The sequence below is a fragment of the Pseudarthrobacter sp. efr-133-R2A-89 genome, assembly GCF_030209315.1.
Classification (GTDB): domain Bacteria; phylum Actinomycetota; class Actinomycetes; order Actinomycetales; family Micrococcaceae; genus Arthrobacter.
Genome location: NZ_JARVSE010000004.1, coordinates 238,575 through 253,655 on the forward strand (window position 1 = coordinate 238,575; position 15,081 = coordinate 253,655).

Consider the following 15,081-nt stretch of genomic DNA (forward strand, 5'->3'; position numbering starts at 1 on the left):
ATCCTACTTGGTGAGTTGGTACACCGTGGAGTTACCCACGGTTTGGGCCTGGAAGTTTGCTTGCACCCAGGCGGCCACCTCGGAGTTGCCGCCCCGGCCGCCCATGCCGCCGCCCATGCCGCCTTCGATGAAGTAGCCGATCTCACCCTTTGCCACCATGGCCTGGAACTCGGCGAGCGTGGGATAGGGGTCACCGCCGTTCCAGCCGCCCAGGGCAATGACGCTGGTGTTTGTGGCCAGTTCCAGGCTGGCGGCCTGGCTGGCCCCGGAGACAATCGCCGACCACTTCGTGGTGGTGCCCGTGAGCAGCGCGGTTACGGCTGCATCGGCGGTGCCTTCGCCGGGACCGCCGGCCCCGCCGGCTCCGGGGACGCCGCCGGCTCCGTTCGCGGGATCAAAACCGCCGGTACCGGTTGCGGCATCCGTTCCGTCGGTCCGGTCGCCACGGAGCGCGGCGTCGTCCCGGAACCCGGCAGCCCTGTTCCCGAAACCGCCCGCCGAGGAACCCGCGGGCCCCGACGTCGGGATGGATCCCGAGTGGGCGGACGCGGCGGTGGCCAGGGTCCAGGCAGCCGTTCCAAGGCCCCCGGCAAGCAAAGAGAGAACGACGACGGCGGCCGTCCCGGAGCGCCGGAACCGTCCCGCAGCGCCCTTGGCGTCAAGGCGGACGAGGATGGCGGCCGCCGCGAGGACACCGAGGATGATGGTGGCGATGCGCAACCACGGCAGCCATGCAGTGTCGCGGCCCAGCAGCACCGAGGACCAGACGGAGGTGCCCAGGACCACGACGGCAAGAGTTGTCCGTGCCGGCCAGTACGCGCGGCCGCGCCAGAGTTCGACCGAGCCGATGCCCACCAGCGCGGCGATGGCCGGGGCCAGTGCCACGGAGTAGTAGGGGTGGACGATGCCGCTCATGAAGCTGAAGACGCCCGCCGTGACCAGAAGCCAGCCGCCCCACAGGATCAGGGCCGCGCGGCTCCGGGACGTGCGCGCTTCGCGGCGGGTGAACCACAAGCCTGCCACCAGCAGCACCAGCGCGGCGGGCAGCAGCCAGGACACCTCGCCGCCGAAGCTGGTCCCGAACATCCGCAGCAGGCCGGCCGCGCCGCCGAAGCCGGCATTGCCGCCGCCGAAGCCGCCCGCCGCACCGCCGCCCGGGCCCCCGGCTCCGCCTCCGGGCATTCCTTCACCCGAACCGGTGATGCGGGCCAGGCCGTTGTAGCCGAAGGTCAGTTCCAGGAAGCTGTTGGTGGTGGACCCGGCCATGTACGGCCGTTCCGAGGCCGGCGTCAGCTGGAAAAGGGCGACGTAGCTGCCGGCCACCACGATGATCCCGCCCAGCGCGCCGAGCAGGTGCACCAGCCGGCGTCCCACCGGGGTCGGGGCTGCCCACAGGTACGCAAGTCCAAGCGCGGGGACCACCAGGAAGCCTTGCAGCATCTTGCTGAGGAACGCCAGGCCAATCGCGGCCCCCGCCGCCACCAGCCATTTCCATCCGGCCCGTTCGATGGCCCGGGTGGTTAAGTACGCCGCCAGCACCAGGCAGAGGGTGAGCATGGCGTCCGGGTTGTTGAATTTGAACATCAGCGCCGCTACGGGCGTCAGTGCCAGGGCGCCACCCGCCAGGAGGCCTGCCGTCGGCCCGGAAACCCGCTTCACGGCGAGGTACAGGAAGCCGACGGCGGCCACTCCCATGAGCGCCTCGGGCACCAGCATGCTCAGTGACGAGAAGCCGAAGATGCGGCCCGCGAGGGCCGGGATCCAGAGCGCCGCGGGCGGCTTGTCCACGGTGATGGCGTTTCCGGCGTCGAGCGATCCGAAGAGGAACGCCGTCCAGTCCTTGGTGCCCGCCTGGATGGCGGCGGCATAGAAGGAGTTTCCGTAGCCGGTGGCGGCCAGGTTCCAGAGGTACAGGATTGCCGTGGCCACCAGGAGGCCGGCGGCCGAGGGCCGCACCCAGCGAGGCTGGCCGCCGAAGGCGTAGCGGGCCCAGCGCGGACCAGGCTGTGCGGGGCCTGCAGAGGAAACTGCGGAACCTGACCGGTGCTGTGGACCGGCGGTTGATTCGGTGGTCGATCCGGCGCCTGCCGGTGAAATGGTGGAGGTCATGATGCTGCCGTTTCTGTGGAGGCGGTGGCTGTCGTGTCGTCGGCGGACGATGCCGCGGGGGTTCCGGTGGAAGCTGTTCCCTGTCCCGGGCCCGGCCCGGGACCGGGGTGCGCGGTGGGTGCTGTCCGCGGCGTCCGCTCCCGGAAGACCCAGAGCCGGAACAGCAGGAACCGCACGGCGGTGGCGGCGAGGTTCGCCGCCACGACGGTGAGGATTTCCGCCCACCGGTCCGGCGTCGTCGTCCTGTGCACCAGTGCCAGCGCACCCGAGGTGAGCAGCAGGCCGATGCCGAACACGATCAGCCCCTCAAAGTGGTGCCGGACCGGGTTGCCACCCTGGATGCCGAACGTGAAGCGCCGGTTGGCTCCCGTGTTGGCCACCGCCGTGATCAGCAGGGCCAGGAAGTTGGCAAGTTGGGGATCCATGAAGCCGCGGCAGAATACGAAGATCGCCAGGTAGGCCAGGGTCGACGCGGCACCGATGGCGGCGAAGCGCACCAACTGGCCAAACAGGCTGCCGCCGCGCGTTTGCTCGGCCGCCCGGGACGAGGCGGGCAGCGGCCCCCGCGCCAGGGCTGCCCGCAGCTCCGGAACCGGGATGCGGCCGTAGAGCAGGTCGCGGGTGAGCCGTGCCATGCCCCGGACGTCCGCCAGCGCCGTCCGGAGCACGTCAACGCTTGAATCAGGATCGTCGATCCAGTCCACGGGAACTTCATGGACGCGCAGGCCGCACCGCTCCGCCAGGACCAGGAGCTCGGTGTCAAAGAACCAGGAGTTGTCCACGGTGTACGGAAGGATCTGTTGGGCGACGTCTGCGCGGATCGCCTTGAACCCGCACTGTGCGTCACTGAACCGGGCACCCATGAAGGAGTGCAGCATCAGGTTGTAGCCGCGCGAGATGAATTCCCGCTCGGGTCCGCGGACTACGCGGGAGTTGCGTGTCAGTCTCGTGCCGATTGCAAGGTCCGAATGGCCGGAGATCAGCGGCGCCAACAGTGGTGCCAGGGCCGCAAGGTCGGTGGAGAGGTCCACGTCCATGTAGGCCAGGACCGGCGACGGCGAGGCCAGCCACACCTTGCGCAGTGCATTTCCGCGGCCCTTTTCGTCGAGGTGGACCACTGCGAGTTCGGGGAACTCCCGGGCCAGGCGTTCGGCGATTTTCAAGGTGCCGTCCGTGCTGGCGTTGTCCGCCACGGTGATCCGGAACGCGTGCGGAAAGGAATCGAGCAAGTGGGCGTGAAGCCTGCGGAGGCATTCCTCCAGGTCGCGTTCCTCGTTGAAGACCGGGATGGTTACGTCGAGGACCGGCGCGGTGGTGCGGGTGTCCACGGGGGCGCGCCGTCCGGCGCGCCCCCGTGATGGAATGCCCACCGGCGCCACCGCGGCGTCCGGCAGGGTTCCTGAAGTGGAGTCGGTGAGCGTCATGAATCAAGAGTGGCGCCGCCGTATTTGAGGGCTTTAGGCGCAACCTGTGACGTGCCTGTGTAAGTGCGGCCGGCGCGCGGAGTCAGGATGTGGCGGTTGCCGCTGCCGGCAAGCGGACCGCGAACTCGGTCCTGCCCGGCCGGGAGACCAGTTCCACGGTGCCGCCATGGGCCGCGACGATGGATTCGACGATCGAAAGCCCCAGCCCGGACGATCCTTCGGAGCCTGAGCGGGCGGCATCGGCCCGGGTGAACCGGGAGAAGATGTTGCCCTGGAATTCGGCGGGAATGCCGGGTCCGTCGTCGGTGACCGTGACCACCACGCTGCCGTCGGCGGAGCGCATGACCCCGGTGGTGACGGTGGTGCCGGCCGGCGTGTGCTTCCTGGCGTTGGAGAGCAGGTTTGCCAGGACTTGGTGGAGCTGGGTGGTGTCGCCGCGGACGGTTACCGGTTCGTCGGGCAACGTCAGCTGCCAGGTGTGGTCCGGTGCCATGACCTTTTCGTCGCTGACGGTTTCGATCACCAGCTGGGTGAGGTCCACATCGGTGGTTTCGGTCGCTTTGCCCTCATCCAGCCGGGCCAGTAACAGCAAGTCTTCCACCAGGGCGGTCATGCGCTCCGACTGGCTCTGCACCCTGCCCAGCGACTTTTGGCCGTCCTCGGTGAACGTTTCGGTCATGCGCATCAGCTCGGTGTAGCCGCGGATGGCGGTCAGCGGGGTCCGAAGCTCATGGGAGGCGTCCGCCACGAACTGGCGCACCTTCATCTCACTCCGTTGCCGGGCTTCGAGCGCGCTGGAGACGTTGTCCAGCATGAGGTTCAGCGCGTGTCCCACGCTGCCCACTTCCGTGGTGGGATGCGCTGCCGACGGCGGGACACGCACCGCCAGGGCTACCTCGCCGGCGTCGAGCGGCAGCTTGGAAACCTTGGTGGCGACGTCGGACAGCTGCTCCAGCGGCCGCATGGTCCGGCGGATCAAGGCCGTGCCGGCCAGCCCGATCAGGACAAGGCCGCCCAGTGACACCAGCACCATCGTCAACACCAGCGAGGCCTCGGTGCTTTCCTTGGTTGCCAGCGGCAGCCCGGTGATCACCACGTCGCCGTAGGGGGTCTGTGTTGCCATGAGCCGGTAGTCGCCGTTGGACAGCGCCCGGTCCACCTGGCTGCCGTCACGGGGGAGGGCCTGCAGGGTGGCCGTGTCCCGGGAAGTCAGCGCCGTGCGGGTGAAATCCGCGGACAGGAAACCTGCTTCCCGCGTGATCTGGCCCCCCACCACCCTGGCGTTGAGGGTTCCCACGCTTTGACCCCGCGCGTCGAGCGGATCGGGACGGCCCGAGGGATTGCCTTCGGGCGGCCGGCCGCGTGAAGCCATGGTCAGCTGCTCGTCCAACTGCTTGGAAAGGACGACGTCCATGGAGGCGTAGCTGACCACGCCGATCGCGCTCGAGATGGCCACCAGGAGGGCCATGGAGAGCAGGATCAGGCGGGTCCGAAGATGCCAGGTGGCCGGGTTGAACCACGATCGGCCGGTGGGGCGGGGAACGCCGGAAAGAGACACGCGTTTCCTTTGGCTAGTCTGCGGGTTTGATGACGTAGCCGGCTCCGCGCACGGTATGGATCATGGGCGGATGGGTGGCTTCGAGCTTCTTGCGCAGGTAGGAAATGTACAGCTCCACGATGTTCGCCTGGCCGCCAAAGTCGTAGTCCCACACGTGGTCCAGGATCTGGGCCTTGCTCACCACGCGCTTGGGGTTTTCCATGAGGTAGCGGAGGAGTTCAAACTGTGTGGCCGTCAGCTGGATTTCCTCCCCGGCCCGGGTGACCTCCCGGGTGTCCACGTTGAGGACCAGGTCGCCCACCACCAGTTCGGCCGTATCCATGGCGGCCACGCCGGAGCGCTGGACCAGGCGGTGCAGGCGCAGCAGGACTTCCTCCATGCTGAAGGGCTTGGTCACGTAGTCGTCGCCGCCGGCGGCCAGCCCCACGATCCGGTCCTGGACGTCGTCTTTTGCGGTCAGGAACAGTGCGGGCACCTCGGGCGCGAAGGCGCGGATCCTGCCCAGCAGTTCCACGCCGTCGAACCCCGGCAGCATGACATCGAGCACCAGGACGTCCGGATGGAAGTCCTTGGCAAGCTTGACCGCCGTGGGTCCGTCCCCGGCCACGGCCACGGACCAGCCCGCCATGCGCAAGCCCATGCTCATCAGCTCCGACAGGCTGGGTTCGTCATCCACCACCAGGGCCCGGATCGGAGAACCGTCGGGGTGGGTGAGCTGGGGCAGGTTGTTGGTCATGGAGTGCGGGGATGCCATGGGACAACTCTCCGATCTACCGGTGTGCCGGTGCTTTGCCGTTGCTGTGTTCCAGCTGTGAGCTCCAGCCTAGCCACCTGGACCCGCGGCCAGGCGGCTAACCGGGCAGGGGAAGCGTGCAGGTCACAGGCGGTGGTGGCCTGCTGCACAGCCTCTGCACAGCAATTCGGCAGAGCCTGTTGGAACAACCAGCATCACCACTATCAGTTTCGACTTTTTGGAGAATGACAATGGACGAGCACAACAACCAGCCAGCCCCGGGTACGTCAGGGCAGAACGGGCAGCCGGCCCCCGTCTGGGGAGGCTCACCAGAGGGGAGCAGCCATGGCGCGGCTGCCCACGATCGGGAGCTGCCGGGCAACCAGGGCAGGGGAAACTACGAAACGGTCGGGCAGGGGCAGCCTGCGCAGGGTTGGGGAGCGCCCGAAGGTCCGCCATCGGCAGGGTGGGGTACGCCGCCGGCAAACGGCCAGGCGCACAGCGCAGGCACTGGCTGGGGCGCACCGCAGCAGTACGCTTCCACCTCGGCGTCCCGCGGGCCGAAAGGCGCCTGGACGGCGAAGAAGGGACTCCTGGTCGGCGGCGCGGCCGTGGTCCTGGGTGCAGCAGCCGGCGCCGGCGCGTACGCCGCCGGAAATGGCTCGGGCACGGCAGCCAACGCCCAGGGCGCGGGCGCGGCCAGCCAGTTCGGACCCGGCGGGCAGAACGGCATGGCCGGGCCGGGCACCCAGTCCGGTACCAACGGCGGCGCGGCCGGCGGCATGGGCATGGACGGGGGCCCAGGGGGCTTGGGGACGGGGGCGGCCGGCCTGAACGCTGCCATCCACTCCGAGTATGTGGTCCTCGAAGGTTCCAACTATGTGACCATGGCCGGCCAGGCGGGTACCGTGACGGATGTATCGGCCACGTCGCTGACGGTCAAGAGCGAGGACGGCTTCTCCCGCACCTATGCCGTGGGGTCCGATGTGCAGGTCACACAGGGGATGAGGCAGCGCGGGGGCACATCCACCGGAAGCACCCTCAGCCTGTCCAACGTGACCGCAGGGGCCAGCGTTCGCGTGACCGCGCTCAAGGATGGCGACTCCTACACCGCCCAGGCCATCCAGCTTGCCTCCGCAGGTGCCGGTACCTCGGCCGGCACCGGAACCAGCAGCAACTGACCCAAGCATGCCGTACCACTCCCAGGCAGGTCCTGCCGCCGGCCCACGCCCGCCGTCCGGGCAAAAAAATCTGCCGCCGGCAGGGCCGGGACTGGACATGGCGCGCAGTCGTCCGGCCGATTCTATGTCAAGCGATTGAATTTCGGGGAGATTCGGAGAATTAGCCTTCTATCGAATTATCCTCCGAATTGGCGGCTAACCGAGACTCTTCTCCGGATAACGAACGTTATTATTTCCCCATCTCGAAATAGTGATCTAAAGCACAATCGGCGGTTTTGTCTCACCATGTGGACGAATTGGTCCATTGTTACTTGCAAGTTGGCATTGTTACGCTGCACACTTCCAATGTGAACAAGAACTCAACAGCACCTGCAGCCGCAGAATATTGGCCCAGCACATCCGCTGCTGCCGACATGCGCTGTTGTCGAATGCACGCCTGACCTTCGCACCCCTGAAGTTCTTAGGCATTCGCCCCCCAGCCCAGCGTCGGGCGCCCCTCCCCGGTCCGCGTCTACGGGGAATCCAGCATTCGAGCCGCGAACACGGCCATTCACATTGAGGTAAGCATTCCATGTCAGTTGCATCCGGATACGTCCACATCTCCGTCCGTAACGCCGCCAAGGCAGGCCAACCCTCGGGCCTGCGCCCCGGTTTCGGGCCCCGCCCTTCGCTTGCTCCCACTTCCGGAAGCGCCTTCCCCGCGCAGGGCTACGCCCCGCAGGGATACAACCCGAACTCCTACGGCCAGCTCCGCGCCGTGCAGCCTGCAGAGGCCGCTCCGGTCACGGCCCCCACGCCCGTGGTGGCCGGCCCGAACGCTGTCCGCCCGGTGGCCAATGACAACGTGGCCCGCGGGTTCGTCCTGTACATGGGGATCGATGAGGAGACCGCGGCAGCAGCCGGTACCTCCATCGCCAAGCTTGCCCAGGAAATCCGTGCCTACGCCCAGTCCCTGGTCTCCGGCGCCGAGAGCTACGCCGCCGTTGCGGTAGCTCCGGCCGGCACCCCCGGTTCCGCACTCGACGTCGTCCGTTCCACGTTCGGCGACCCCACGGTCAACTCCCGCCAGCGCACCGAGGCCGCCCGTCCTGCCCAGCCGCAGGAACCGCGCCCCTCCGGTGTCCTGATCGACCTCGCCCGTCGCGAAGTCCACCTCGACGGTGAATCCCTGAACCTCACCTTCAAGGAGTTCGAACTCCTGAACTACCTCGTCGAGAACGGCACCCGCACCGTGGGCCGCGACGAACTGCTCGAAGGGCTGTGGCGCAACGCCGAAGAGGTGCCCAACGAGCGCACCATCGACGTCCACATCCGGCGCCTCCGTTCCAAGCTGGGCCGCCTTGCCAATACCGTCCGCACGGTCCGCGGCCAGGGCTACCGGTTCTACGAGCACCCCGAGGTTGTTGTCTGGGCCGCTCCGGAATACTCTATCTAGCGTCGGGTTCCACCCGTCCTGCCCCACCGGGCGGGGAGCATTTTGCGGGACCATCTTAGGGGGTCCACGGGATTGGCTAGGCTTGGGCCATGAGTTCGCACCATGTTCGACGCCTCGTGATCATGCGCCATGCCAAGGCTGACTGGCCGGGTGGGGTGGCCGATCATGAGCGGCCGCTCGAGGAGCGCGGACACCGGGAAGCGCCGATCGCCGGGCGGTGGCTGCTCAAGCACAACATTGTCCCCGACTTCATCCTGTGCTCCAGCGCCCTGCGCACCCGGCAGACGTGCACCTGGGTGTGCTCCGAGCTGGGGGACAAGGCGCCCACGCCCAAGCTTGAAGACGGCTTGTATGCGGCCTCAGCACAGCGGATGCTCACCGTGGTCAACCACGTGCCGGACACCGTGACCACGCTGATGCTGATCGCGCACCTGCCCGGCGTGCAGGACCTGGCAATGCACCTCGCCTCGCGGGACTCCGACCACGACGCCTACATGGACGCCGCCACCCGCTTCCCCACCAATGCGCTGACCGTGCTGGAGACGGAAAAGCCCTGGGCGGAACTGGATGGTCAGGATGCCCGGATTACCCGGTTCAAAGTTCCCCGGGCCCACTAGCGGCAACCCTGCTGCCGGCAATCTCCCGCAGCAGGCCCGCAACGTGCCTGATGCCGGGGCTGGCCGTCATGGTCTTGCGATGGATGAGCCCAACCTGGCGGGCCTGGACCGGGTTGACCACCGGAACGGCCACCACATCCCGGGGGAGTGCCGGCCGCCCCAGCCGGGGAACAAGCGCCACCGCCACCGCCTGCTCCACCATCGCGATATGCGTCGCGAAATCGGGATCGTAAACCCGGATGTCCGGGACCCGGCCCAAATCCGCGAAAATCCGCAGCAGGGCTTCGTTGCAAATGGCCCCCGCCGGCGTGCTGATCCACCGTTCGTCAACAAGCTCCGCCGGTGCAACCGCAGGGCGCCCCGCCAGGTGATGGCTGCGGTGCACCAGGACGTCCGCCACATCCTCGCAGAGCCACTCGAGCGTCAGATGCTCCGGGATCACCAGCGGCACCGAATTCCAGTTGTGCACCAGGCCGAGGTCCGCCTCCCCGTTGGCCACCCGGGCCACGGCTTCGCGCGGATCCTCGGCCAGGACGGCGACGCTCAGCGCCGCGCCTGACTCTTCGAGCTGTGCCAGCAGCGGGCCCACCAGTCCGCGGCAGGCCGTGGAAAAAGACACCACCCGGAGGCTGCCGCTGGGCTTGGCCGGATCTGCCAGGAGCGTGGACTGCAGTTCCTCCAGCTCGGCCAGGATGCGCCGGCCGTATGCCGCCAGGGCCAGTCCGCGTTCCGTGAGCAGGACGCCACGGCCCCGGCGCTCCAACACCGCGAAGCCGGCTTCCTTCTCCAGCTTCTTTACCTGTTGGGACACGGCCGATGGGCTGAACCCCATGGCTTCCGAAGCCGCAATGACGGAGCCGTGCTGCTCCACCGCTGCGAGGGCCCGCAGTGAACCGATGTCGATCATGAAGCAAAGGTACATGATTTACGGTACAAACCAGCGCTGGTGCTTCATCCGCTGTGCTGTCAGAGTATGGGATGTGAACCTGCGCGATTCCCTGCTTGCCGTCCTTGTCGCCCTGTTGTGGGGCCTGAATTTCGTGGCCATCGACCTCGGGCTGCATGCCGGCGGCCACGACTTCCCGCCGCTGCTGTTCGTCGCCATGCGCTTCGTCCTGGTGGTGTTCCCTTGGATCTTCTTCATCAGGAAACCGGACATCAGCTGGAAGGCCATCCTCGGCGTCGGCCTCTTCATGAGCGCGGGCCAGTTCGGCCTCCTGTACCTGGCCATGGCGCTGGGCATGCCCGCGGGGCTCGCATCCCTGGTCCTGCAGGCGCAGGTCCTGCTGACCGTCCTCCTTGCCGCGGGCTTTCTGGGCGAACGCCCCAGCCGGCGTCAACTGGCGGGCGTGGTGCTGGGCGTCGCCGGGCTCGCCGTCGTGGCGGCAGGACGCAGCGCCGTGGCACCGCTGCTCCCGCTGGTCATTGTCCTGGCCGCTGCGTTGTCATGGGCCGCCGGCAATGTCCTTGCCCGGAAGGCCAAAGCCGCCTCCGGCCTGGGGCTGGTGGTCTGGTCCGGGGCTGTGGTCCCGCTTCCGCTGGGGGCATTGTCCGTGCTGGTGGACGGTCCCGATACGGTGTGGCAGTCGCTGTCCACGCTGCAGATGCCCACCGTCCTGAGCGCGTTGTACACGGCAATCTTTGCCTCGCTGGTGGGTTACGGCATCTGGAACCGGCTCCTTGCCGGCCACCCGTCGTCGGCCGTGGTGCCTTTCACGCTGCTGGTCCCGGTGGTGGGCATGAGCACGGCGTGGCTGGTCCTCGCCGAGGTGCCATCGGCAACAGAACTGGCGGGCGGCCTGCTCCTCCTGGGCGGCGTCGCGACGGCGGTGATTACCGGAGCGGGCGGCCGCCGTCAGCGGCGCGGGGCTGAGCCGCTGCCGGGCCGTGGTGCCGTTTTGGGCGCCGGAGACACGGACGACGCCGGGCGCTTGGCTGCCGCCGACGTCCCCCGGACGGGAGCGCGGGAGGCGGACGTCCGCTGACCGGGGGACGCCTGGGCGCCGGATGTTTGTGCCCCGGACGCCTGGCCGGCCCGTGGTGCGGCACCGCGTGGGCTGCGGGGCGGACCGGACCGCTGCGATGGGGTGCGCTGCGGTGCGGTGCCCTGCAATGTGGCCCGGGTGCCCGTCCGTGGTGCCGCCGCCGGGCGCCTGGTGGTTCCGGCCGGCCTGCGGACCGGTGCTGCACGCCGACGCCCCGGCCAGAGCGCGCCCAGGAAGAGGATTCCGAACGTTGCGGCGGCCGCACCCCCGGCGCCCAGGAAGTAGTTGTCCGGGTCGCGGGTGGGCAGCGGGGTGCCCAGGAAGGAGGACTGGTCGTCGTACGCCAGCGTCCAGGTGCTGAGGAACGCCAGGGAAAAGCCGAGGGCCAGGGCAGTTCCGGTCCCCGCGGCGAGCAGGGCGAAGCGCCGGCGGCGGACCACGATCTCGGCCACCGCAGCCAGGTACGCCAGCGCCAGCACGCCAAGGAACGCGACGAACACCGGCTCCGCAAGGGTCATCCCCGTGAGCACCAGCAGCCCGGCGGCGACGACGCCGCAGATCACCGCAAACTTTCCGCTCTTTCCGGTATGGCGCATGTGCTCCATCATCCCCGAGGAGCGGCCTCCCTCAGGACGTAGCCGCGCATGATGGCCATGATTGCTGCAACACTTTGGTCACGGGTCCGCTCGGGATTGTAGGTCTGCCGGTCCAAGCCCACCACGAAGCAAGCGCCGAAGATGGCCGTCTCCAGGCTGCCCCGGGACACCGAGCCATCCACCGGATACGCCGCGGCCACGCTTTCCACGGCCTGGCCGATGACCGCGAGGAGCTCCCCGCGCAGGACCGAAAATGTGCCCTGCCATTCACTGGGAATCCGCCAGTTCTCGCTGACCCACAGGCGGGCGAAGGAAGGGTATTCGGCCATGAAGTCCATGGCCTGGCCAATCATCGCTTCCATGGCCAGCAGCGGGTCCCGGCCGCCGCCGCCGGCAGCGGCCTCAAGCAGGCGTGCCTTGAGGATGTCCACCCCGTGCCGCAGCAGCTGGGCGATCAGCTCGGATTTGCTGCCGAAGTTGTAATAGACCGTGCCCTTGGACACCCCCGCCGCGGCGGCGATCTCGTCCACCGTGACGTTGGCCGCCCCGCGTTCGCCGATCAGCTCCATGGAGGCGTCGAAGAGTTTCTGGCGGGTGGCGTTGGTTCGGGCAGGCCGGAGCGCTTTTGCCCCGGCCTGGGGTTCGGTGGTCATACGGCAATCTCCGGTTTCAGCGTCTTGAGTGTCCAGTACTTGTTCTTGCGCACCGCCAGGGTGGACAGGGCGGCGCCCAGTACCGTGTACCCCAGCAGGCCAACCAGGGTGGGAACAATCATGGACAGGTCCGCGCCGTAGATCAGGTGCCGCATCCCGGTCACCACGTAACCCATGGGGAGGACCTGGTGCACCGCATGCAGCGGCTCCGGGGTGGTCTGCCACGGGAACGTGCCGCCGGATGACACCAGCTGCAGGACCAGCAGGATCAGCACCACCAGCTTGCCCGGGGAGCCCAACAGGGCCACGATCCCCTGGATGAGGGCGCTGAACGCCATCGCCGCCGCCAGCAGGAACAGCCACATCAGGACCGGGTGCGCCGGGTTCAGTCCCAGCGCCACATCCACCACCAGGGTCAGCAGGGACGCCTGCACCACCGAGACCAGCAGGAACGGCAGCCAGCCGCCCAGCGCGATCTTCCACGAAGGCGCGTTCGAGGCCAGGGCCCGCTGGGTGATGGGCCGCATCGCCTGGATCAGCATGAAGATCCCGATCCACAGGGCGAGCGTAAGGAAGAACGGCGCCAGCCCCGCGCCGTAGGAACCGGCCTTGGCCTGCGAGACATTGCTGACCGCCACAGGATCGGCCATCACCTGGGAGAGGTTGCTCTTTTGCGTGTCGTCCGGGTTCGGAACCTGGCCGGCACCCTTTCCGATCTCGTCGGCCAGGGTGCGGGAGCCGGTGGCGGCCTGGCCCGCACCATCGGCGAGCTGGGCCGCGCCGGCGTCCACTTTCCGGGCCCCGTCCGCGAGGCCGGCGGCGCCGTCGACGGCGGACTGTTCACCGGTTGCCAGCGCTGCGGCCCCCGTGTGCAGCTGGTTCGCCCCGGCCGACGCCTGCCCGATGGCGTCCTTCAGGGCCGGCATCCCGGCGGCCAGCTGGGCTGCGCCGACGCTGACCGCCTGGGAGCCGTCGGCCAGCTGCTGGACCTGTTCGGCGTCCGTCTGGATCTTGGCCTTGGCCGCGGCCACAGGGCTGGACGCTGCGGCGGCGTCGAAATCAGCCAACACCTTGTCAGCCTGTTCCTGGGTCAGGACACCCGAGGCGACCAGCCTGCTGTTGGACTCCACCACCCGGGCGCGCAGCCCCTGGTCGGCTGCCTCCAGCTGGGACGCCACATCCTGGACCTTGGTGTTCAGCTGGGCGTTGCCGGCAGCCACCTGGGCCGCGCCGGAGGCAAGCGTCTGGGTATCGGAGGGCAGTGTGGCGGTCTTGTCCTTCAGTGTGGACAATCCGTTGCTGAGCTGCCCCGCGCCGTCGGTCAGCTGGTTGGCGCCGTCCCGCAGCTTCAGCTGGCCGGCGTACAACTGGTCGGCGCCGCTGCTCAAGGCGGTGGTGCCTTCGTGCAGGGTGACCGTTCCGTCCCTGAGGGTGGCCACTCCGTCGGCCAACTGGGCGGCGCCGTCCGCGGCCTGGACCATCTTGCTGTGGATGGTGCCAAAGCCGGTGAGCAACTGGTTGGCGGTCTCTTCCCCAACCTCCTTGGCCACCGTGGTGTGGACGGCCGTGGTCAGTTTGTCCACGATGGTGCTCAACAGGTAGTTGTTGGCATCGTTCGTGGTGACGTTCAGCATGGCCTGGCTCGCGGAATCAAAGCTGCCCGGCGAGACCAGGTTTGCCGAGAAATCCTTGGGGATCTTAAGGGCGAAGGCGTACTGGCCGCTGCTGACTCCGGCGTCGGCCTCCGTTGAGCTGGACACCGGAACCCAGTGGAACACGTTGCCCTCCACCAGGCTGTCCGCCACCTTGGTTCCGGCCTCCAGCCGGGTGCCGTCGGCAGCAGTGGCGCCCGAGTCCTCCACCACCAGTGCGGCGTCAAGGCTGTTGAGGTGCCCGTAAGGATCCCAGTTCGCGTAGAGGTACACCGCACCGTAGAGCAGCGGGACCATGGTCAGCGCCAGGATGGTCAGCTTGGGCAGCAGCCCGCCGGTCATGCGCTTGAGTTCGGAGCGGGCCAGCCGCAGGACAGTCACTTGGCAACCTCGGTTTCGAGTTCGGTTTCCTGGGTTTCCCGGTCAGGCATTGACTCCGCTGAGTGCTTGCCGGCCGGGGCATCGGGATCGGTTTCGGGGATCCGTTCCGGCGCGGGTTCGGGTGCCTCGTTGCCAATGCGGGCAACCGGCCCGTCCCACGAGGCGGGGACGGCACTGACGGCCGCTACGACGGCGAGGGGCCGCCCGGCGTCGTACGCCAACGCCTGGAGGCGCGGCAGCCAGGTGAGGTCATCCGCGCTGTGCCGGTCCGGGGAGTCGACCACCAGCAGGTCGGTGCGCGGGTTGACCAGGGCCAGCTCCGTCAGCAGCTCGAGCCGCCGCCGCGGCTCGAGCTGTTCGGGCCACAGGTCCGCGATGTCCTCGAACCGGTTGACCTTGAGCCAGGGCCGGCTGAGCAGGGCACCACGGTAGCGGCGGGGGATAAGGGCCAGGTCCTCCGTGACCAGGTCGCGGACGCTGAGGTGCTCCTCGGGCTCATTGACGCCGGGGGAGTCCACCAGTGCCGCCGCGAGGCGGAGCTGCTTGGTCCGGGAGTTGCCGTCCCAGCCGAGCTGCGCGCCGCCGGTGGCCTTCATCCTGCCGCTGAGCAGGAGTGCCAGCGCGGTGCGCTGGTCCTGCCGGTCGCCGGCAACGAGCAGCAGCTCGCCACGCGCGACCGTCAGGGACGTGGGAGGAAGCAGCGGGTCCCGGCGTCCTTTGGCCTGGAGCTGGTGTGCTGAGAGCAAGGCTTGCCTTT

12 protein-coding genes are annotated in these 15,081 nt (G+C 68.4%); 4 read left to right on the top strand and 8 right to left on the bottom strand.

What is annotated here, in order from left to right:
* Positions 1-3: 3 nt before the first annotated feature.
* The 4 genes from QRM95_RS08795 to QRM95_RS08810 all read right to left on the bottom strand — a co-directional run bounded on the left by QRM95_RS08795 (position 4) and on the right by QRM95_RS08810 (position 5,845).
* The gene (locus QRM95_RS08795) at positions 4-2,109 is read right to left on the bottom strand and encodes an ArnT family glycosyltransferase (protein WP_285247407.1); all 2,106 of its coding nucleotides are present in this window, start codon (positions 2,107-2,109) and stop codon (positions 4-6) included.
* Entirely contained in the window at positions 2,106-3,533 is a 1,428-nt protein-coding gene (locus QRM95_RS08800) for a bifunctional glycosyltransferase family 2/GtrA family protein (protein WP_285247408.1), read from the bottom strand. Before QRM95_RS08800 ends, QRM95_RS08795 begins: the two co-directional genes overlap by 4 nt.
* 82 nt (positions 3,534-3,615) lie before the next feature.
* Positions 3,616-5,091 carry a sensor histidine kinase gene (locus tag QRM95_RS08805; RefSeq protein ID WP_285247409.1) on the bottom strand — a complete coding sequence of 492 codons (1,476 nt, stop codon included), beginning with the start codon at positions 5,089-5,091 and terminating at the stop codon, positions 3,616-3,618.
* A 13-nt stretch (positions 5,092-5,104) separates the two neighbouring features.
* Positions 5,105-5,845 carry a response regulator transcription factor gene (locus QRM95_RS08810; RefSeq protein WP_285247410.1) on the bottom strand — a complete coding sequence of 247 codons (741 nt, stop codon included), beginning with the start codon at positions 5,843-5,845 and terminating at the stop codon, positions 5,105-5,107.
* 230 nt (positions 5,846-6,075) lie between these two features.
* On the opposite strand from QRM95_RS08810, the gene QRM95_RS08815 reads away from it, so the two are divergent.
* The 3 genes from QRM95_RS08815 (at position 6,076) to QRM95_RS08825 (ending at position 9,057) form a co-directional block, all read left to right on the top strand.
* The gene (locus QRM95_RS08815; protein ID WP_285247411.1) at positions 6,076-7,005 is read left to right on the top strand and encodes a hypothetical protein; all 930 of its coding nucleotides are present in this window, start codon (positions 6,076-6,078) and stop codon (positions 7,003-7,005) included.
* Between the two features lie 571 nt (positions 7,006-7,576).
* Positions 7,577-8,440, top strand: a complete 864-nt coding sequence (locus QRM95_RS08820; protein WP_018762395.1) for a winged helix-turn-helix domain-containing protein — start codon at positions 7,577-7,579, stop codon at positions 8,438-8,440.
* Between the two features lie 89 nt (positions 8,441-8,529).
* Complete coding sequence (locus QRM95_RS08825) at positions 8,530-9,057, top strand: SixA phosphatase family protein (RefSeq protein ID WP_285247412.1); 528 nt, start codon at positions 8,530-8,532, stop codon at positions 9,055-9,057.
* Here QRM95_RS08825 and QRM95_RS08830 read toward each other — a convergent pair.
* Positions 9,035-9,964, bottom strand: coding sequence for a LysR family transcriptional regulator (locus QRM95_RS08830; RefSeq protein WP_285247413.1), 930 nt, complete (start codon positions 9,962-9,964; stop codon positions 9,035-9,037). The genes QRM95_RS08825 and QRM95_RS08830 overlap by 23 nt on opposite strands.
* Positions 9,965-10,037: 73 nt before the next feature.
* Between QRM95_RS08830 and QRM95_RS08835 the strand changes: the two genes are divergently transcribed.
* Positions 10,038-11,042, top strand: coding sequence for an EamA family transporter (locus QRM95_RS08835; protein ID WP_285247414.1), 1,005 nt, complete (start codon positions 10,038-10,040; stop codon positions 11,040-11,042).
* A gap of 604 nt (positions 11,043-11,646) precedes the next feature.
* Here the strand turns inward: QRM95_RS08835 and QRM95_RS08840 are convergent.
* From QRM95_RS08840 to QRM95_RS08850, 3 genes are read right to left on the bottom strand one after another with little or no spacing between them, the layout of a single operon-like run.
* Entirely contained in the window at positions 11,647-12,291 is a 645-nt protein-coding gene (locus QRM95_RS08840) for a TetR/AcrR family transcriptional regulator (protein ID WP_285247415.1), read from the bottom strand.
* Positions 12,288-14,324: a YhgE/Pip family protein gene (locus QRM95_RS08845; protein WP_285247416.1), complete on the bottom strand. Its 2,037-nt coding sequence runs from the start codon at positions 14,322-14,324 to the stop codon at positions 12,288-12,290. The genes QRM95_RS08840 and QRM95_RS08845 overlap by 4 nt, the downstream gene beginning before the upstream one ends.
* The gene (locus QRM95_RS08850) at positions 14,321-15,070 is read right to left on the bottom strand and encodes an ABC transporter ATP-binding protein (RefSeq protein ID WP_285247417.1); all 750 of its coding nucleotides are present in this window, start codon (positions 15,068-15,070) and stop codon (positions 14,321-14,323) included. The genes QRM95_RS08845 and QRM95_RS08850 overlap by 4 nt, the downstream gene beginning before the upstream one ends.
* Positions 15,071-15,081 lie beyond the last annotated feature (11 nt).

Excerpts from the sequence above, each read along its gene's own strand:
- QRM95_RS08795 (WP_285247407.1), bottom strand. The coding sequence starts at position 2,109 with ATGACCTCCACCATTTCACCGGCAGGCGCCGGATCGACCACCGAATCA.
- QRM95_RS08800 (WP_285247408.1), bottom strand. The coding sequence starts at position 3,533 with ATGACGCTCACCGACTCCACTTCAGGAACCCTGCCGGACGCCGCGGTG.
- QRM95_RS08810 (WP_285247410.1), bottom strand. The coding sequence starts at position 5,845 with ATGGCATCCCCGCACTCCATGACCAACAACCTGCCCCAGCTCACCCAC.
- QRM95_RS08815 (WP_285247411.1), top strand. The coding sequence starts at position 6,076 with ATGGACGAGCACAACAACCAGCCAGCCCCGGGTACGTCAGGGCAGAAC.
- QRM95_RS08820 (WP_018762395.1), top strand. The coding sequence starts at position 7,577 with ATGTCAGTTGCATCCGGATACGTCCACATCTCCGTCCGTAACGCCGCC.
- QRM95_RS08825 (WP_285247412.1), top strand. The coding sequence starts at position 8,530 with ATGAGTTCGCACCATGTTCGACGCCTCGTGATCATGCGCCATGCCAAG.
- QRM95_RS08830 (WP_285247413.1), bottom strand. The coding sequence starts at position 9,964 with ATGATCGACATCGGTTCACTGCGGGCCCTCGCAGCGGTGGAGCAGCAC.
- QRM95_RS08840 (WP_285247415.1), bottom strand. The coding sequence starts at position 12,291 with ATGACCACCGAACCCCAGGCCGGGGCAAAAGCGCTCCGGCCTGCCCGA.